Origin of the sequence: Amycolatopsis sp. NBC_01286 (genome assembly GCF_035982555.1) — a bacterium.
Taxonomy (GTDB): Bacteria; Actinomycetota; Actinomycetes; order Mycobacteriales; family Pseudonocardiaceae; genus Amycolatopsis.
In genome coordinates, this window is sequence record NZ_CP108428.1 from 7,361,525 (window position 1) to 7,379,857 (window position 18,333).

An 18,333-nucleotide genomic window follows, 5' to 3' on the forward strand; every position below is an offset into this window, starting at 1 on the left:
CAAGAATCGATCGGTCTAATTCCCGCCGCGGCCGTTAACAACCCGGCCCGGACTGCCGACGATCGAGGTGGAAGCCGGCGAGCTTCCCGTCCCCGACAACCGCGCCCCGACCCCGTGAGAGCGATGAACGCCGTCACCAGCACCGAAGAACCGTCCCGCCCGCCGACCGTCCCCAACACCGTCATCTGGTGCTGCGGCCGCCCCTACGTCCTCGAGTCCCGGCCCGGCCGGGCCCGCTGGGTGGGCACCGACGGCCGCGGCCGTCCCGAGGCGCTGAGCAGCGCCGAACTGCAGCGACGCGGCTGGAGCCACCGCCGCGCGTGCTGAGCCGTGAGCTCTAGGGTGGGCGAGTGAGCACAGCCGCACCCGAACCAGCTCAAGCGAACACCCCGAGCGCCGAGCCGTCGCTGCTGCGACAGGCCTTCAACGTCCCCAACATGCTGTCGCTGCTGCGGCTGGCCGGCGTGCCGGTCTTCCTCTGGCTGCTGCTCGGCCCGAAGGAGGACGGCTGGGCGCTCGCGGTGCTGATGTTCGGCGCGCTGACCGACTGGCTCGACGGCAAGCTGGCCCGCTGGCTCAACCAGATGTCGCGGCTCGGCTCGCTGCTCGACCCGGCCGCCGACCGGCTCTACATCCTGGCGACGCTCGTGGCGTTCCTGCTCCGCGAGATCATCCCGTGGTGGGTCGTGGTGCCGCTGCTGGTCCGCGAGGCCGTGCTCGGCGTGTGCGTCCTGACGCTGCGCCGCCGCGGCTTCGCCCCGCCCGAGGTCACCTACATCGGCAAGGGCGCGACCTTCGTCCTGATGTACGCCTTCCCGTTCCTGCTGCTCACCCAGGGTGGCTCGGACATCGCCGCGATCGCCCGGCCGATCGGCTACGCCTTCACGATCTGGGGCGGCGTCCTCTACGTCTGGTCCGGCGTCCTCTACGTCGTGCAGGCGCGCACCGCGCTGCGCGGGGCCGGCGACGACTGAGCGCGACCGTTCCACCGGGTCGTTCCGGGCGGCTGCGCCGTGTGGGTGTAAGACTTCGCCCAGCACATTTCGCCAGTGAGGGCATGAAAGGGGACCGGCGGTGTCCGTTCCTGAAGAGCTTCGCTACACCGAGGAACACGAGTGGGTCGCGACCCGCGGCGAGGACACCCTCGTCCGGATCGGCATCACCGAGTACGCGCAGGACCAGCTCGGCGACGTCGTGTTCGTCGACCTGCCCGAGGCCGGCCGCCACGTCGGCGCGGGCGACGTCTTCGGCGAGGTCGAGTCGACCAAGAGCGTCTCGGAGCTGTTCGCGCCGGTCGACGGCGAGATCGTCGCCGTCAACAACGCCGTCGCCGACTCGCCCGAGCTGATCAACAGCGACCCCTACGGCGAGGGCTGGCTGATCGAGATCCGGCTCGAGGACCCGTCGGCGCTCGAAGCGCTGCTCGAAGCCGAGGCGTACGGCGCGTTGATCAAGGGCTGAAACCCCGTCCGACCTCGGAATCCGGCCGATGGGAGCGATCTGCTCACGGTTCGCCGGTACCGGGGCCCGGAGAAGCGATCAGGCACGGTACGTTGGCAGCTACACGTTCTTGAAGTACTGGTAACACAGCATGTGTGGAGGAGAGCTCAGGTGAGCACGAACGACGGGCCGGGCGGCGTTCCCCCGGAGCAGTCTCCGGAGCGGACCTCTGTCTTCCGGGCCGACTTCCTGGCCGAAGCCGAAGGCCACGAGCCCGCCCCGGCCGCCGAAGCCCCGGTCCAGGGCGTCGACGCCCTGCCCGCGGGTTCGGCGCTACTGGTTGTGAAGCGGGGTCCGAACGCGGGCTCGCGCTTCCTGCTCGACCGCGACACCACCAGCGCCGGGCGTCACCCGGACAGCGACATCTTCCTGGACGACGTCACGGTCTCGCGGCGGCACGCCGAGTTCCGCCGTGAGGGCGGGGAGTTCGTCGTCATCGACGTCGGCAGCCTCAACGGCACCTACGTCAACCGCGAGCCGGTCGACCAGGCCGTTCTCGCCGGCGGCGACGAGGTCCAGATCGGGAAGTTCCGCCTGGTCTTCCTGACCGGCCCGGGGCACGGGGGCCAGGGGGCGCAGTGACGGCGGCCGGGCGGCCACAACGGGACGGGTTGAGCATCGGGGCGGTTCTGGCGCAGCTGCGCCACGACTTCCCCGACGTCACCATCTCCAAGATCCGGTTCCTCGAGGCGGAAGGCCTGGTCCAACCGGGCCGGACGCCCTCGGGTTACCGGCAGTTCGCCGCGGCGGACGTGGAGCGGCTCAAGTTCGTCCTGGCCGCCCAGCGGGATCACTACCTCCCGTTGAAGGTCATCAAGGAGCAGCTGGACGCGGCGGACTCGGGTGCCGAGCCCGCCGCGGCCATGCCGCGCCCACCACGCCGTCTGGTGCCGATCGACGGGGTCGCCGACAACGTCGGCCTGCCGGTGGCGGACGACTTCGCCGCTGGCCGGGAGCTGCGCCTGACCCAGGAGGAGCTCCTGGAACAGGCCGGCATCGACGCGGCGGAGCTGGCCGAGCTGCAGCAGTACGGCCTGGTCCGGTCCGGTCCCGCGGGGTTCTTCGACCCCGACGCGGTGCTGGTCGCGCGCACGGTGAAGGCGATGACCGAATTCGGTATCGAGCCGAGACACCTGCGTGCCTTCCGCGCCGCGGCCGACCGCGAGGTCGGCCTGCTGGAGCAGATCGTGACCCCGGTGTACCGGCATCGTGACCCGGAGGCCAAAGCACGGGCCGACGAGGTGGTGCGAGAGCTCGCGGCACTGTCGGTGACCCTGCACACGCTCCTCGTGAAGGCCGGAATCCGTGGCGCCACGGGTTGTTGAGGCGTAACGGGACGGTGAGATCCTCTTTGCGGTCCCATGTCAATGACTGAATGTTCGGCACCTCATGCCGTACCGTGAGAACAACGGTTTGCGGTAGGCGAGCCGAGAGTGTCCGACAGCGAGCACAGCGCACGGATGACGGGTAGCGTCGGTGGTGAACGGCGCGAGGCGGTTCCAGCGCTGAAGCCCGTGTGCACGAGAGGGAGGCGAAGCCCGATGAGCGAAATGCGCGTCGTCGGTGTGCGGGTCGAGCTGCCCGCGAATCAGCCGATCTTGTTGCTGCGGGAGACCGAGGGCGAACGGTACCTGCCGATCTGGATCGGCTCGGTCGAAGCGACCGCCATCGCGTTGGAGCAGCAAGGGGTCCGCCCCGCCCGCCCGCTCACCCATGACCTGCTCAAAGAGGTCATCGGGGCGTTGGGCCGCGAGCTGGAGCAGGTCGTGATCACCGACCTCAAGGAAGGCACGTTCTTCGCCGAGCTCGTGTTCGACGGAGACATCCGGGTGTCCGCCCGGCCGAGCGACTCGGTCGCGCTGGCCCTGCGGATCGGCGTCCCCATCCACGCCGTGGACGCGGTGCTGGAAGAGGCCGGCCTGATCATCCCGGACGAGCAGGAGGACGAGGTCGAGAAGTTCCGCGAGTTCCTCGACTCGGTCTCCCCGGAAGACTTCCGCGGCGCCGATACATAACGGGTGCCGCGGCTTGCCTTGACGCCGACGTCAACGTCTACCGTCGGGGCATGCGGATCGGAGAGCTGGCCAAGCGCACGGGTACCACTACCCGTGCGCTTCGCTTTTACGAGGACCAGGGCCTCCTCGCGGCCCGTCGCGCGGCCAACGGCTACCGCGAGTACGACGAGGACGACCTCCAGCTGGTCACGGAGATCCTGAAGCTGCAGACCGTCGGGCTGTCCCTCGACGAGACCCGGCCGTTCGTCGACTGCCTGCGCAGCGGCCACGAGACCGGCGACGCCTGCCCGAGCTCGATCGAGATGTACCGGCGCAAGCTCGCGGAGGCCGACGCCGTCCTCGCCCGCCTCGGCGCGATCCGCGCCGACCTCGCCGGGAAGCTCGCCGACGCGCTGGCCAGGCAGGACCCCGCCTGCGCCCCCGATCCGTGCGTCGTCCCCGAACGTCTCTGAAGGAGCTCAGTCATGTCCGGAATCCCCGAAGTCGCCGAAGTCGCCGAAGTCACGGATGCGACGTTCACCGCCGAGGTGCTCGGCGGCGACGTCCCGGTGCTGGTCGAGTTCTGGGCCACCTGGTGCCCGCCGTGCCGGATGATCGCGCCGGTGCTGGCCGAGCTGGCCCGCGAGCGCGCCGGCACGCTGTCGGTGCGCAAGATCAACTCCGACGAGAACCCGGAGACGACCCGGGCGTACCAGGTCATGTCGCTGCCGACGATGATCCTGTTCCGCGCCGGTGAGCCCGTCCTGACCGTCGTGGGCGCGCAGCCGAAGGCCCGGCTCGAAGAACGCCTCGACCGGGCCCTCGCCGATCAGGGAGCGGTGGCCCTGACGAACGTGTCCGCGACCTCGCGGCCGTAGAGCTCCAGGTCCAGCGCGGGGTCGGCCGCGTAGGCCGCCGCCACGCCGTCGATCGCCTGGGCGATCGACATCGCCATCACCTCGGGCGTGAACGCGCCGAACGTGCCCTCGGCCTGGCCCTGCTTGAGCTGCCGGGCCAGGCCGTGCACCCGCAGGTCGTCGACCAGGACCTGCGTCATCACCCAGCCCTCGGCGTCGTCGGTGTTGGCGGCCATCTCCGTCAGCACCCGCACGCAGTCCGGGTACGCCCGCAGGAACGCGATCGACGTCTCGATGTGCGCCCGCAGGTAGCCGGCGCGGTCGGCCGGGTCCAGGTCGCCGCCGGTGCGCTCCTTGAGGAACTCGTTCTTCGTCTCGACGACCGTGCTGAGCACCGCCTGCATCAGCCCGGCCTTGTTGGTGAAGTGGTAGGAGATCATCCGGGTACTGCTCAGCCCGGCGCGCTCGCGGATCTTGGCGAACGTGGCCTTGCGGTAGCCGAGGTCGTTGATGACGCCGATCGTCGCGCCGAGGATCTGCGCGCGGCGGGCGGCCTCGGTCACGCTGAGGCCCATCTCGGCCATGAGTTCGGTCTTTACTTGCATGAGTAAAAATTAACACGACTGAGTAAAAGTGTCCAGGAGGTTTGAACCACTGCCTCCCGGGTACGGCGAACGGCTCAAACGCTCATCCGACCGTTGAGGCTTGCCGCGCGTCGCGTTGACCGGCCTTGCCTGGGCGCTTACCGTCGGAGGAGGTAAATCGCCACGATGTGATTCACGGTCTGGGGCCGGATCGTGGCGGTTGATCTCCGGTGGGTCCCGCTCTGGGTCCTGTCCGGCTGTCATTCGCCGGCCGCCTGGTCGGGCGAGGGGAGGCTTGCGTGGTCGAGGCTGGTTCCGAGAAGCAGCCTGTTCGGTTCGCGGCTGGCGAGCAGGGTGAACTGTTCCCCGATGACTCGCTGCCCGACGAGCTCGTCGGCTACCGGGGTCCGGCCGCGTGCCAGATCGCCGGGATCACCTACCGTCAGCTCGACTACTGGGCTCGCACGAAACTGATCGCGCCCAGCATCCGCACCGCGCACGGCTCCGGCTCCCAGCGGCTGTACTCGTTCAAGGACATCCTGGTCCTGAAGGTGGTCAAGCGGCTGCTGGACACCGGGGTCTCGCTGCAGAACATCCGGGTCGCGGTCGACCACCTGTCCGTCCGCGGGGTCCGTGACCTCGCCAAGGTCACGCTGTTCTCCGACGGCACCACGGTCTACGAATGCACCTCGCCGGAGGAGATCGTCGATCTGCTCCAAGGCGGCCAGGGCGTGTTCGGCATCGCGGTCAGCGGTGCGATGCAGGAAATCAGCGGCACCATCCACGAGTTCCCGGCCGAACGCGCCGACGGCGGCATCGTCGAAGCGCACGAGCCGGACGAGCTGACCCAGCGCCGCAACGCCCGCCGTACCGGGTGATCATCTCCGCGGCGGCGGGAGTAAAGTGATCCACGCAGTCGACGAAACCGCGCGGGAGAGTCCGGACCACAACCTCGAGTCCGGCGCCGAAGGAGCAAGTCCTCCCCGGAACCTCTCAGGCACCCTGGACCGCGCGGTCTAGACGCCTCTGGAAAGCGGGTCGTCAGGACACAACCTGATGGCCCCGCCGAAGGTGCAAGCCCGGCTCAACCTCGGGCGAAACTCTCAGGCGCCCCTTCGGGGGTACGGACAGAGTGGGGAGGGTACGGCTTCGGGCTCGCAGGCTCGCCCGTCGCCTACCTGGTGTTTTGTGGGGGTGCAACCCCCACGCCCCGCCCGGCGGGCTCTGCCCCCGGACCCCCCGGCCGTGGTCATGTTCGCAGGAGGCCATCGTGCAGCCGTCACTCGCCTCCCTGGAACAGGGCTTTCCCTTCGCCGACCGGCACATCGGGCCCGGGCCGGCGGAACTCCGCACGATCCTCGACGTCATCGGCGTCGCCTCGCTCGACGAGCTCGCCGAGCGGGCCGTGCCCGGGTCGCTGCGCGCGTCCGCCGCGCCCCTCGACCTGCCGCCGCCCGCCACCGAAGCCCAGGCGCTCGCCGAACTGCGGGCGCTGGCCGCGCGGAACCGGCCGATGGCCCAGATGATCGGCCTCGGCTACCACGACACCGTGACCCCGCCGGTGATCCGCCGCAACGTCCTCGAGAACCCGGCCTGGTACACCGCGTACACGCCCTACCAGCCGGAAATCTCGCAGGGACGGCTCGAAGCGCTCCTCAACTTCCAGACCATGGTCGCCGACCTGACCGGCCTGCCCGTCGCGAACGCGTCCCTGCTCGACGAGGCCACCGCGGCCGCCGAGGCGATGACGCTCGTGCGCCGCGCCGGCAAGTCGGCGTCCAACCGGTTCGTCGTCGACGAAGACACCCTGCCCCAGACCCTCGCCGTGCTCCGGACCCGCGCCGAGCCGCTGGGCATCGAGCTGGTCGTCGAAGACCTGTCCCAGGGGCTGACCGGGCTCGGCCTCGGCGGCGACTTCTTCGGCGTCCTGCTGTCCTGCCCGGGCGCGTCCGGCGCGGTCCGCGAGTTCGACTTCACCATCGCCGACGCGAAGAAGCACGGCGCGGCGGTGATCGTCGCCGCGGACCCGCTGTCCCTGACGCTGCTGCGGCCGCCCGGTGAGCTCGGCGCCGACGTCGCGATCGGCTCGACCCAGCGGTTCGGCGTCCCGATGGGCTTCGGCGGCCCACACGCGGCTTACCTGGCGGTGCGTCAAGGCTTGGAGCGGCAGTTGCCCGGCCGGCTGGTCGGCGTCTCGAAGGACGAAGACGGCGCCCCGGCGTACCGGTTGGCACTGCAGACCCGGGAACAGCACATCCGCCGCGAGAAGGCGACGTCGAACATCTGCACCGCGCAGGTCCTGCTCGCCGTGATGGCCTCGATGTACGCGGTCCACCACGGCCCCGACGGCCTGCGCGCGATCGCGCTGCGCGCCCACCGGATGGCGACCGTGCTCGCGGCCGGCCTCTGCGAGGGCGGCGTCGAGGTCGTGCACGGCGAGTTCTTCGACACCGTCACCGCGGCGGTACCGGGTCGCGCGGCGGCGGTCGTCGCGGCGGCCCGCGACCTCGGCGTGAACCTGCGGCGGATCGACGACGACCACGTCGGCGTCGCCTGCGACGAGACGACCACCCGCGAACGGCTTTCGCTGGTGTGGAAGGCCTTCGGTGTCTCGGTGTCCGATGTGGACGGCCTGGACGAGGACACGGCGGACGCGCTCCCGGCGCCGCTGCGGCGCACGAGCGGCTTCCTCACCCACCCGGTGTTCCACGCCCACCGCTCCGAAACCGCGTTGCTGCGCTACCTGCGGGAGCTGTCGGACAAGGACGTCGCGCTCGACCGCAGCATGATCCCGCTCGGCTCCTGCACGATGAAGCTCAACGCCGCGGCGGAGATGGAGCCCGTCACCTGGCCGGAGTTCGCCGGGCTGCACCCGTTCGCCCCGGCCGAGGACGCGGCCGGCCTGCTGACGGTCATCGCGGACCTCGAAGCCTGGCTGGCCCGGATCACCGGCTACGACGCGGTTTCCCTGCAGCCCAACGCCGGCAGCCAGGGCGAGTTCGCCGGGCTGCTGGCCATCCGCGCCCACCACCGCTCGCGCGGCGAGGGCGAGCGCGACGTCTGCCTGATCCCGGCCAGCGCGCACGGCACCAACGCCGCCAGTGCCGTGATGGCGGGCATGCGCGTGGTCGTCATCCGGTGCGACGACAGCGGCGACATCGACCTCGCGCACTTGAAGTCCACAGTGGACGAGCACCGCGCCGATCTCGCGGCGATCATGATCACTTACCCGTCGACGCACGGGGTCTACGAGGACACTGTCGGCGAGGTCTGCGCGCTCGTGCACGACGCGGGCGGCCAGGTGTACGTCGACGGCGCCAACCTCAACGCGCTCATCGGCGTGGCGCAGTACGGCCGGTTCGGCGCCGACGTCTCGCACCTCAACCTGCACAAGACGTTCTGCGTCCCGCACGGCGGTGGCGGGCCGGGGGTCGGCCCGATCGGCGTCCGCGCGCACCTCGCGCCGTTCCTGCCGAACCACCCGCTGCAGCCCGCGGCCGGCCCGGCGACCGGCGTCGGCCCGGTCAGCGCGGCGCCGTGGGGCAGCGCGTCGATCCTGCCGATCTCGTGGGCCTACGTCCGGATGATGGGCGCCGACGGACTGCGCCGGGCGACGCTGGTGGCCGTGGCGAACGCGAACTACGTCGCGCGGCGGCTCGGTGAGCACTACCCGGTGCTCTATGCCGGCCACGAAGGCCTTGTCGCCCACGAGTGCGTCCTCGACCTGCGGCCGCTGACGAAGGCCACCGGCGTCACGGTCGACGACGTCGCCAAGCGGCTGGCGGACTACGGGCTGCACGCGCCGACGATGTCGTTCCCCGTCCCGGGCACGCTCATGGTGGAGCCGACCGAGAGCGAGAACCTGGCCGAGCTGGACCGCTTCTGCGCGGCGATGATCGCGATCCGCGGCGAGATCGACCGCGTCGCGGCGGGGGAGTGGGCCCTGGCGGACTCGCCGCTGCGGCACGCGCCGCACACCGCGCGCTGCGTCACGGGCGAGTGGGATCGCCCCTACAGCCGTGAGACGGCGGTGTTCCCGGCCGGGCCGGGCGGCGCGAAGATCTGGCCGCCGGTCCGCCGCATCGACGGCGCGGCAGGCGACCGGAACCTGGTCTGCTCGTGCCCGCCGCCGGAGGCGTTCGCCTAGGTCCGGGCTTGCGCCGGCCTCACAGGGGCGGGAGGTAGGTTGGCGCCATGGCGAGTGGCAGTGGTCCGGATCGGACGTCCGTGGTCGTGACCGGGGGCAGCGGGTTCATCGGCCGCGCCGTCGTGCGCGCCTTCCGCGAGCGGGGCGTTCCGGTGACCGTCGTCGACCGGGTCCCGTTCCCGGACGAGCCGGCCGGCGTCCGCGTGGTGACCGGCGAGCTGCTCGACGCCGCCGTCCGCGAAGAGGCCGTGACGTCGGAAACGGCGGCCATCGTGCACCTCGCCGCGCTGACTTCCGTGCTGCGCTCGGTCGAACTGCCGGAGCAGACCTTCGCCGACAACGTCCTCGTGACGCAGGAACTGCTGGAACTGGCCCGGCGCCTCGAAGTGCCGGGCTTCGTGCTCGCGTCGACGAACGCGGTGATCGGCAACGTCGGTGGCGCGACCATCACGCCGGACCTGCCGCCGCGGCCGCTGACGCCCTACGGCGCCACCAAGGCGGCGTGCGAAATGCTGCTGTCCGGCTACGCGGGCGCGTACGGGATGAAGACGTGTGCCTTGCGGTTCACCAACGTCTACGGCCCGGGAATGTCCCACAAGGACAGTTTCGTGCCGCGGATGATGCGCGCGGCGCTGACCGGCACCGGCGTCCGCGTCTACGGCGACGGGCAGCAGCGGCGCGACCTCGTGCACGTCGACGACGTCGTCAATGCCATCACCCTCGCCGTCGACAGCGGCTACTCCGGCACCGCGATCGTCGGTGCCGGGAAGTCGGTTTCGGTGCTGGAGATGGTCGAAGCCGTGCGCGAGGTGACCGGCGCCGAGCTGCCGGTGGAGCACGTCGAGGCGCCGGCGGGGGAGATGCCCGCGGTGGTCGTCGACGTCTCGGGGAGCGCGGAGACGATCGGCTACCGGCCGTCGACGTCGCTGACCGACGGGCTCGCCACGGCGTGGAAGTACTTCTCCGGTCTCGAGCGTCCGAACGCGACGGAGTGACCGCGGGCGTGTCCGGTTTCCTCCGCCGTCACTGGCTCCTGCTCCTGCTGCTGCTCCCCGCGATCGCCCTGCGGGTGCTCACCTGGCTCGCCTACCGGCCGGCCCTGCTCTACATCGACTCGTTCCGCTACATCGACAACCTGCACGCGCTGCGCGCCGACCAGCTCGACCCGATCGGCTACGACCTGGTGCTGCGCCCGTTGCTGGCGGTCGGCGGCCTGGCGTGGGTCGCGGCGGCGCAGCACATCGGCGGCCTGCTGATCGCGATCGGCGTCTACGCGCTCGTGCTGCGCCTCGGCGGCCGCCCGTGGGTCGCCGCGCTCGCCGCGGCTCCCGTACTGCTCGACGCGTACCAGCTGCAGATCGAGCAGAACATCATGTCCGAGGTCGTCTTCGAGGCGGTGCTGCTCGGGCTGCTGTGGGTGCTGCTCGGCCGCGGCGCGCCCGGCTGGAAGCGCGCCGGGATCGCGGGCCTGCTCGTCGGGTTCGCCGTGCTGGTGCGGCTGATCGGGATCTCGCTGGCCCTGCCGCTGCTGGTCTACCTGGTCGCCGCCGGGGGCGCGTGGCGGCACTGGGCGGGCTGGCGCCGCGCGGGCGTGGGCCTGCTGGGCATCCTCGTCGTCATCCTGCCGTACTCCGCGCGGGTGCACGCCGAGACCGGCAAGTGGGGCCTGACCGGGCCGTCGGGGAACATGCTCTACGGCCGCGCCGCCGCCGTCGCCGACTGCGCGAACCTGCACCTGGCGCTCGAACTGCAGGTGTTCTGCCCGGCCGAACCGCGCGAGACGCGGCTCGTGGACAACTACACGCACGCCGACCTCGACCCGAACTGGCCCGGCCCGCTGCCGCCTGGCGCGGACAAGGCGGCGCTCGCGCACCAGTTCGCGATCGAGGTGCTCAAGGCCCAGCCCGGCGACGTCGCGGGCGCGGTGCTGGACGACTTCGCCAAGAGCTTCGCCTGGGCCCGCGAGCAGGACCCGACCGACGTCCCGCTGGACCGCTGGCAGTTCCAGCTCACGTATCCCCAGTGGGCCGACCAGTCCCTGATCGACCTGGTCACGCAGCAGAACGACGGCGTCGTCGCGAGCGTCGACGAGCCACTGGCCGCCTTCCTGCGGGACTACCAGCTCAACGGCGGCTACGTCCCGGGCGCGGTGCTCGGCATCGGCGCGCTCCTCGGGCTGCTGACGGTCGTCCGGCGGAAACGGCCGGTGGACGCGGCGCGGGCGGGCGCGCTGCTGGCGTCGACGAGCGGGCTGGTCCTGCTGTTCGCCTCGGCCGTGTTCCAGTTCTCCTGGCGCTACCAGATCCCGGCGCTCGTGCTGCTGCCCGTCGCGGGCGCGCTTGGCTTCACGACGTTGACCTCGGCGAGCCGCAAGCGCCTGGCCGCCTTCCCCGACGACGTCGACACGGGCGCGCTCGCCGACTTCCGCGGCCGCCACCCCGACCTGCGGCTGTCGTCGCTGGTCGTGGTCATCGCCGCCTACAACGAGGCCGGCGGCATCGGCGGGGTGCTGGAGAAGATGCCGGACGAGTGCCTGGGCCGGCCGGTGGACGTGCTCGTCGTCGTCGACGGCGGCACAGACGACACGGCCGCCATCGCGGAGGACCACGGCGCGTACGTCTGCGTCGCGCCGCGCAACCGCGGTCAGGGCGCCGCGCTGCGCCTCGGCTACCACCTCGCGGCGGCGTCCGGCGCCGAGTACATCGTGACCACCGACGCGGACGGCCAGTACGACAACAGCGAGCTCGAAGCTCTGGTCGGCCCGGTCGTCGACGGCACGGCGGACTTCGTCACCGGCTCCCGCCGCCTGGGCCACGAGGAGGCGGACAGTCGCGTCCGCTGGCTCGGCGTCCGGGTGTTCGCGGTGCTGGCGTCGGTGCTGACCCGGCGGCGGATCACGGACACCTCGTTCGGCTTCCGGGCGATGCGCGCCGACCTGGCCTGTTCGGTCCCGCTGAACGAGCCGCAGTACCAGTCGTCGGAACTCCTGCTGGGCGTGACCGCGCGCGGCTCACGGGTCGTGGAGCTGCCGATGAGCATGCGGCTGCGCAAGGCGGGCAAGAGCAAGAAGGGCGGCAGCGTCGTCTACGGCGCCAACTACGCGAGGGTCATGACGGGGACGTGGTGGCGGGGCTACGTCCTGCGCCGCGGCCGGAAGACGGGCCGGTCGAGCAGGGTGAACACGAGCGCGTAGCCACTGGTCACGGCACGGTCGAACGGTGTTCAGCCCAGCGTGTCGTCCCACTGATCACGCGTGTCGACTCTCTGATCACGAGTGTCGGTGTTCTGATCACGGTGCCGGCCGGACGGCACGCTTACTCCGATGAACGACGCGCGTGATCGCAGGGTCGACACGCGTGATCAGTGGGACGACACGGGGTTGGTGCCGGGGACCGGACCGACCCGCCAGTTACGACGAGGACGTGGTGGCGGCCGTTCGGGCTGCGCCGCGGCCGAACACGAGGCGGTCGAGCAGCGTGAACTTCACGACGAACACCAGCGCGTAGCTGGCGACGTACGCGCCGTCGACCAGCACGACCCACCACACGTGCGGCAGGTCCAGCGGGGTGAGCAGCGAGCCGGCCAGGGTCGTCAGGCCGACCGAGGCGAGACCGCCCAGGCCGATCACGCCGAGGTAGGGCAGCAGCTCGCGGCGCACGCGGGGGCGGCCGGTGCGGCCCCACACCCAGCGGCGGGTGACGACGAAGTTCAGCACCGCGCCGGCGGCCCAGGCGAGCGTGCTGGCCAGCACCGGGACGCCGCCGCCGGCGAGCACGGCGAGCAGGACGACCTGGCTGAGGACCGTGGCGGCGACCGACGTCACCGCGGCGCGGCCCAGCCGGGCCCAGCCCCGGCGTCGCGTCGGTGTCTCCGCTGTGCGCTGGCGCACATCGCCGGTTACGGTCGTCATGCCCCCATCCTCCCCGCGGGTCGCGCGCGCCGCCGTCCGACCCCCCTATGCATAGGAGATTCACAGCTCATTGCCAGGTGCTCATCAGCACGTGATCGATAGCGTCGGGTTCTTGCAAGCCTCTGCTACTGAGTGGAATCAGCATGCTTGCCGCGTAAACGAGCAGGAAAGGCGGCACAATGCGAGTGCTGGTTCTCGGCGGTGACGGTTATCTGGGCTGGCCCACCGCGTTGCACTTATCGGACAAAGGCCACGAGGTGGCCGTTCTCGACAATATGGCCCGCCGTGGCTACGACGTCGAGCTCGGTGTCGAAAGCCTGGTCCCGATCGAGACGCTCCCGGACCGGATCGCCGCGTGGGAGGAGGTGTCCGGACGGCGCATCACCAGCTACGAAGGTGACCTGCTCGACGCGGACTTCCTCTTCGACGCCGTCCGCGACTTCGCGCCCGACGCCGTCGTCCACTACGCCGAGCAGCGGTCCGCGCCCTATTCGATGATCGACCGCGAACACGCGGTGTACACGCAGCACAACAATGTGGTCGGCAACCTGAACCTGCTGTACGCGATCGCCGAAATCAACCCGTCGATCCACTTGGTCAAACTGGGCACGATGGGTGAATACGGCACGCCGAACGTCGACATCGAAGAAGGCTGGCTCGACCTCGAGCACAACGGCCGCAAGGACCGCGTGCTGTTCCCGAAACGGCCCGGTTCGTTCTACCACCTGACGAAGGTCCACGACTCGCACAACATCGAGTTCACGTGCCGCGCCTGGGGGCTGCGGGCCACGGACCTCAACCAGGGCGTCGTGTACGGCCAGCGGACCCCGCAGACCGCGCTGGACCCGCGCCTGGCCACCCGCTTCGACTACGACGCCGTGTTCGGCACGGTGCTCAACCGGTTCGTCATCCAGGCGGTGCTGGGGCAGCCGCTGACGGTGTACGGCAAGGGCGCCCAGACCCGCGGCCTGATCGACATCCGCGACACCGTGGAGTGCATCCGCCTCGCCGTGGAGAACCCGGCCGAGGCGGGCGAGTTCCGCGTCTTCAACCAGATGACCGAGAGCATGTCGGTCGCCGCCATCGCCGACCTCGTCGCCGAGCGCTTCCCCGGCCCGGTGCAGATCGAGCAGCTGGAGAACCCGCGGACCGAGGCCCCGGAGCACTACTACAACGTGAAGCACACCGGCTTGGTCGGCCTCGGCCTGGAGCCGCACCTGCTGTCGGACACGCTCATCGAGTCGATGTTCGACATCGTCGGGGCGAACAAGCACCGCGTGAACATGGACAAGCTGCGCCCGACCGTCCGCTGGCGGGGCGCGCTCAAGAGCTGAGCCGAGCCGGGGCGGGCTCCTCCTCGCGGGGGAGCCCGCCCTTTTGCGCGTTCAGCCGGGCATCTTGTCGAGGAAGCCGTGGACGGCGGCGATCTTGCCGTCTTCGAGTTCCACGACGTCGAACCCGATCGCGACCGGCTCGGCGCCGGGGGTGCCGAGGTACCACTGGAACCGCGCGAGGTCGTGGTGGGCGTCGGGCTCGGCGGGCAGGCTGAAGGTGAGCCCGCCGAACTGCGCCTGCGCCCCGGCCACGAACCGGTCGATCCCGTCGTGCCCCCGGACGGCCCCGAGCGGGTCGGTGTAGCCGGCACCCTCGGTGAAGACGTCGGCGATGAGCGCCCTGCGCTTGTTCTCGTCGGTTTCGTTCCACACGGCGATGTACTGCTCCACAATGGTCCGCACGTCGGTCATGGGATGCTCCCTTTCGTTGGGGGACAACGGGTTGTCGTCGTCCGTCGCTGAGATCCACTGTGGCGCCCGGGCGGCGGCGCGTCGATTACGCGCGAGGTAATGCCGCGACGGCCCCGAAATCCGCTGGCGCATCCACGTGGGCGCTCGGCACACTCGGCACGTGCTGAACGAAGAAAGGCCGGAGCTGGTCGCGGACATCGTCGCCGCGGCCCGCGCCGACGAGCCGTCGGCCGCGCTCGAAGAGGCGGCCGTCGCCGGTTACGCGGCCGGTCTCACGCAGGCAGCGCTGCTGGCGGCCTGCGGCTGCGCCCTGGACACCGTCCTCGCCGGCGTGCCGGAAGGAACCGATGTCCCGGCCGACGACGCCATCCGTGACCTCATGGACCGGCTCGAAGGGTGGTGTCCGCCCGGAGCGCACATCGAGCCATTACCCCCGAAGTAATGGCCGCGCCCCGGTGATCGTCGTAGCGTCGGTCCCGTGACGACTTCGGTGCAGGCGGCCGCGCGGCAGCGGCCGGTGGGTGAGCTTCTGCGGGAATGGCGCGACCGGCGGCGGATCAGCCAGCTCGACCTGGCGATCTCCGCCGACATCTCCACCCGCCACCTCAGCTTCGTGGAGACCGGGCGGTCGCGGCCGAGCCGGGACATGGTGCTGCGGCTCGGGGAGCACCTCGACGTGCCGCTGCGGGACCGCAACCGGCTGCTGCTCGCCGCCGGGTTCGCGCCCGCCTACACCGAGAGCGCGCTGGGGGATCCCGAGATGACCGCCGTCCGCCAGGCCGTGCGGCAGCTGCTCGCCGGGCACGAGCCGTACCCGGCCGCCGTCGTGGACCGGAACTGGAACCTCGTCGACGCCAACGCCGCCACCGGCCTGTTCGTCGCCGGGCTGGCACCCGAGCTGACGGCCAACGTGCTGCGCGCGACCCTGCACCCGCGGGGCATGGCGCCGCACATCCGGAACCTGGGGGAGTGGCGCGCCCACCTGCTCGGCCGGCTGCGGCGCCAGGTCGGCCAGACCGCGGACACCGGCCTCGCCGATCTGCTGGCCGAGCTGCGCGGCTACCCCTGCGACCAGCCGGTGCCCGAGGTGGAGGTCCCCGGACCGGGTGACATCTTCGTGCCGCTGATCTTCCGCCACGAGGGCACCGACCTGACGTTCTTCAGCACGGTCGCCACGTTCGGCACCCCGCTGGACGTCACCGTGGCGGAATTGGTGATCGAGTCGTTCTTCCCGGCCGACCCGGCGACGGCCGCGTACCTGCGCGAGCGGTCGGCCCGGGTGGAATGATGGGGATCCCCGCGCAGCACCCGAAGTGAGGATCACCGGTTGATGGCCGTTCCGCCTTCGCTAGCCCTGTCCGACGGAGTCCGCATCCCCCAGCTGCTGTTCGGCGTCACCGGCCTGAGCGCCTCCGAGACCGGCCGCGCCGTCCGCATCGCCCTCGACACCGGCCACCGCGGCATCGACACCGCACCGGGCACCGAGGAGGCCGTGGGCGCGGTCCTCGCCGCGTCGGACGTGCCGCGCGAGGACGTGTTCGTCAGCGTCAAGGTGCCCGTGCAGGGGTACGACGCCGCCCGCCGCGCGGCCGACCAGGTGCTCGCCGGTCTGCAGGCCGACCGCGTCGACCTGATCCTGGTGGCCGGCACGAACGGCGCGTTCACCGACACCTGGCGTGCGCTGTCCCGGTTGCGCGCCGACGGCCGGGCCCGCGCGATCGGCGTGGCGGGGTTCAGCGCGGCCGAGCTGCGCCGGCTGATCGACGCCACCGGCACCGTCCCGGCGGTCAACCTGGTCGAGCTGCACCCGTGGCTGCAGCAGCTGCCGCTGCGGGAGTTCCACGACGCGCACGGCATCCTGACCGGCGCGTCGAGCCCGGCCGCGAACAGCGCGCTGCTGTCCGACGAGACGGTCACCGCGCTGGCGGCGAAGTACGGCAAGACCCCGGCGCAGATCGTCCTGCGGTGGCACCTGCAGGGCGGCACGGTCGCGGTGGCGGCTTCGGCCACCACGACCCGGACCCGGGAGCACTTCGAGGTGTTCGACTTCGAGCTGGCCGACGACGACCTGGCCGTGCTGGCCGAGCTCGACAACGGCACGCGCGTCGGCCCGGCCTGAGGATCAGGCGGTCTTGATCCCGGCGGCGGTGAAGTCGGCCTGCTGGGCGGGCTGCTCGAGGTACTCGCGGAACGTCTGGGCCGCGCGCAGCAGGGTGTCGTCGATGCCCGGCCCGGTCAGCCCGACGAACGGGTAGTCCGCCGACCGCGCGGTGGCGACCGACTGGGCGGGCGAGCCGATCATCTCGGGCTTCTTGGTGGTCAGCTCGCTGATCCAGTACGTCGACTCGGGCAGCCACGCGGTGGGCAGCCCGCCGATCGAGTCCAGGTTGGCCCGCCCGACCAGCGCGTCGAGCACCTGCGCCGAGGGCTTGGCCTCGATCGTCACGTTCACGCACTGGCCGTGGACGACGGTGGCGGCCTGGTTCCAGCGGTCGGCCGCGGCGGCCAGGGGCTTTTGCACGCTCGGGGTGACGATCACGCGCATGTGCGACGTGCCGCTGGAGCAGCTGGCGGCCTGGGCCTCGGCGCGGCTGTTGAGCTCGCTGTCGGCCCAGTTCCAGCCGACGATGCCGAGCCCGATGAGGGCGGCGAGCACGAGACAGGCGATCGGCCAGCCCGCGATCTTGCGACGCGGGGCCTTCTTGCCGACGATGCGGTGCGAGCCGGTCGCCTCGGCGACCTTGCCGAGGGTCCGCTGGGTGCCGGTGTCCTCGCTCCGGGCGGCGGTCCGGTGCGAGCCGGTGTCGTCACTCCGGTGCGGCCCGGTGCTCTCGCTCCGGCCGGGGAAGCGGGAGGTGCCGGTGGTCTCGGATCGGCCGGCGGCGCGGAAGGAACCGGTGTTCTCCCCACGACGGGCCGCGCGAAAGGTCCCGGATTCCTCGCCGCGGCGGCTGCCGTCGGCCGGCTCGGGTGCTGCGGTTTCGGGGGCCGTGTTCTGGCCGCGGCGGGTGGCGGCGCGGAACATGCCGGAGTCCTCGCCGCGGCGGGTGCCGCCGTGGGTCTCGGGCGTTTCCGTTCCGTCGGGGGCCGGGAAGGTGCCGCTGTTCTTGCCACCGCGAGTGGCGGCGCGGAACATGCCGGAGTCTTCGCCTCGGCGCGTGGCACCGGGAGTCTCGGGTGCTCCCGTTCCATCGGGAGCGGGGGTGCTGTTCTTGCCGCGGCGGCCGGCGGTGCGGAACCGGCCCGAATCCTCGCCGCGGCCGGGGGGACGCGGCGGCTCGGGGGTCTCACTGCGGAAGGTGCCGGTGTTCTCGCCGCGGCGGGGGGCGCGCGGGGCTCCGGGGGCCTCGGTCCGCCCGGCGGTCCGGAACGCTCCGGAATCCTCGGTCGGCTTGCGGAACCACCCGGAATCTTCGCTCTGGCCGGAGGCCGGGGAAGGGGCTGGGGTGGCGCCGGTGGCCGGGATGACGGTGGTGGTCTCGGTGGGGCCGGCGGCACGGGGAGCGCGCCGGCCCGTCCGGCCGGCACCGGCGGACTCGCCGCGGCCGGTCCGTCGGGACGTGGGGGGCTCGGCCTGGTTCGGACGCTGCGGGACG

Annotated in this window: 20 protein-coding genes and 1 riboswitch; of the genes, 16 read left to right on the top strand and 4 right to left on the bottom strand. The window is 71.4% G+C overall.

From position 1 onward, the window contains the following. Nucleotides 1-123: 123 nt before the first annotated feature. The 8 genes from OG570_RS34550 to trxA all read left to right on the top strand — a co-directional run bounded on the left by OG570_RS34550 (nt 124) and on the right by trxA (nt 4,372). A complete protein-coding gene (locus tag OG570_RS34550) occupies nt 124-327 on the top strand; it encodes a hypothetical protein (RefSeq protein ID WP_247051975.1) in 204 nt (67 codons plus the stop codon). Nucleotides 328-350: 23 nt separating this feature from the next. Continuing rightward, nucleotides 351-974 carry a CDP-alcohol phosphatidyltransferase family protein gene (locus OG570_RS34555; protein ID WP_247051974.1) on the top strand — a complete coding sequence of 208 codons (624 nt, stop codon included), beginning with the start codon at nt 351-353 and terminating at the stop codon, nt 972-974. A gap of 100 nt (nt 975-1,074) precedes the next feature. Further along, nucleotides 1,075-1,461, top strand: a complete 387-nt coding sequence (gene gcvH / locus OG570_RS34560) for a glycine cleavage system protein GcvH (protein WP_247051973.1) — start codon at nt 1,075-1,077, stop codon at nt 1,459-1,461. Between the two features lie 150 nt (nt 1,462-1,611). Then, nucleotides 1,612-2,082, top strand: coding sequence for a glycogen accumulation regulator GarA (gene garA, locus OG570_RS34565; protein WP_247051972.1), 471 nt, complete (start codon nt 1,612-1,614; stop codon nt 2,080-2,082). Then, complete coding sequence (gene ftsR, locus OG570_RS34570) at nt 2,079-2,825, top strand: transcriptional regulator FtsR (RefSeq protein WP_326949773.1); 747 nt, start codon at nt 2,079-2,081, stop codon at nt 2,823-2,825. Before garA ends, ftsR begins: the two co-directional genes overlap by 4 nt. Before the next feature lie 216 nt (nt 2,826-3,041). Beyond that, nucleotides 3,042-3,515, top strand: coding sequence for a bifunctional nuclease family protein (locus OG570_RS34575; RefSeq protein ID WP_009078856.1), 474 nt, complete (start codon nt 3,042-3,044; stop codon nt 3,513-3,515). Nucleotides 3,516-3,565: 50 nt separating this feature from the next. Further along, nucleotides 3,566-3,967: a MerR family transcriptional regulator gene (locus OG570_RS34580; RefSeq protein ID WP_247051970.1), complete on the top strand. Its 402-nt coding sequence runs from the start codon at nt 3,566-3,568 to the stop codon at nt 3,965-3,967. Between the two features lie 12 nt (nt 3,968-3,979). Then, nucleotides 3,980-4,372, top strand: coding sequence for a thioredoxin (trxA, locus tag OG570_RS34585; protein ID WP_326953166.1), 393 nt, complete (start codon nt 3,980-3,982; stop codon nt 4,370-4,372). On the opposite strand, the gene OG570_RS34590 is transcribed toward trxA, so the two are convergent. Then, nucleotides 4,324-4,956: a TetR/AcrR family transcriptional regulator gene (locus OG570_RS34590; protein WP_326953167.1), complete on the bottom strand. Its 633-nt coding sequence runs from the start codon at nt 4,954-4,956 to the stop codon at nt 4,324-4,326. The two genes, trxA and OG570_RS34590, sit on opposite strands and share 49 nt — an antisense overlap. 278 nt (nt 4,957-5,234) lie before the next feature. Between OG570_RS34590 and OG570_RS34595 the strand changes: the two genes are divergently transcribed. The 4 genes from OG570_RS34595 (at nt 5,235) to OG570_RS34610 (ending at nt 12,275) form a co-directional block, all read left to right on the top strand. After that, nucleotides 5,235-5,813: a MerR family transcriptional regulator gene (locus OG570_RS34595; RefSeq protein ID WP_305879333.1), complete on the top strand. Its 579-nt coding sequence runs from the start codon at nt 5,235-5,237 to the stop codon at nt 5,811-5,813. A 42-nt stretch (nt 5,814-5,855) separates the two neighbouring features. Then, nucleotides 5,856-5,955: riboswitch (glycine riboswitch) on the top strand. A 250-nt stretch (nt 5,956-6,205) separates the two neighbouring features. Further along, complete coding sequence (gcvP, locus tag OG570_RS34600) at nt 6,206-9,082, top strand: aminomethyl-transferring glycine dehydrogenase (protein ID WP_326953168.1); 2,877 nt, start codon at nt 6,206-6,208, stop codon at nt 9,080-9,082. Nucleotides 9,083-9,129: 47 nt separating this feature from the next. Continuing rightward, nucleotides 9,130-10,077: an NAD-dependent epimerase/dehydratase family protein gene (locus OG570_RS34605; RefSeq protein WP_326953169.1), complete on the top strand. Its 948-nt coding sequence runs from the start codon at nt 9,130-9,132 to the stop codon at nt 10,075-10,077. Between the two features lie 8 nt (nt 10,078-10,085). Further along, nucleotides 10,086-12,275, top strand: a complete 2,190-nt coding sequence (locus tag OG570_RS34610; protein WP_326953170.1) for a glycosyltransferase family 2 protein — start codon at nt 10,086-10,088, stop codon at nt 12,273-12,275. 216 nt (nt 12,276-12,491) lie between these two features. Here OG570_RS34610 and OG570_RS34615 read toward each other — a convergent pair whose 3' ends face one another. Beyond that, nucleotides 12,492-12,992, bottom strand: a complete 501-nt coding sequence (locus OG570_RS34615) for a GtrA family protein (protein WP_326953171.1) — start codon at nt 12,990-12,992, stop codon at nt 12,492-12,494. A 179-nt stretch (nt 12,993-13,171) separates the two neighbouring features. Here OG570_RS34615 and OG570_RS34620 point away from each other — a divergent pair, with 179 nt between their 5' ends. Then, a complete protein-coding gene (locus OG570_RS34620) occupies nt 13,172-14,326 on the top strand; it encodes an NAD-dependent epimerase/dehydratase family protein (protein WP_326949767.1) in 1,155 nt (384 codons plus the stop codon). 51 nt (nt 14,327-14,377) lie between these two features. Here the strand turns inward: OG570_RS34620 and OG570_RS34625 are convergent, their stop codons facing one another. Next, complete coding sequence (locus tag OG570_RS34625; RefSeq protein ID WP_326953172.1) at nt 14,378-14,737, bottom strand: nuclear transport factor 2 family protein; 360 nt, start codon at nt 14,735-14,737, stop codon at nt 14,378-14,380. A 160-nt stretch (nt 14,738-14,897) separates the two neighbouring features. On the opposite strand from OG570_RS34625, the gene OG570_RS34630 reads away from it, so the two are divergent. Genes OG570_RS34630 through OG570_RS34640 form a run of 3 tightly spaced genes read left to right on the top strand, consistent with a single transcriptional unit; the run spans nt 14,898 to nt 16,856 of the window. Continuing rightward, a complete protein-coding gene (locus OG570_RS34630; RefSeq protein ID WP_326953173.1) occupies nt 14,898-15,179 on the top strand; it encodes a hypothetical protein in 282 nt (93 codons plus the stop codon). Nucleotides 15,180-15,215: 36 nt separating this feature from the next. Next, entirely contained in the window at nt 15,216-16,025 is an 810-nt protein-coding gene (locus OG570_RS34635) for a helix-turn-helix domain-containing protein (protein ID WP_326949764.1), read from the top strand. Nucleotides 16,026-16,067: 42 nt separating this feature from the next. Then, complete coding sequence (locus OG570_RS34640) at nt 16,068-16,856, top strand: aldo/keto reductase (RefSeq protein WP_326949763.1); 789 nt, start codon at nt 16,068-16,070, stop codon at nt 16,854-16,856. Between the two features lie 3 nt (nt 16,857-16,859). Here the strand turns inward: OG570_RS34640 and OG570_RS34645 are convergent, their stop codons facing one another. Then, on the bottom strand, nt 16,860-17,873 hold the full coding sequence (locus OG570_RS34645) for a hypothetical protein (RefSeq protein WP_326953174.1): 1,014 nt from the start codon (nt 17,871-17,873) through the stop codon (nt 16,860-16,862). Nucleotides 17,874-18,333 lie beyond the last annotated feature (460 nt).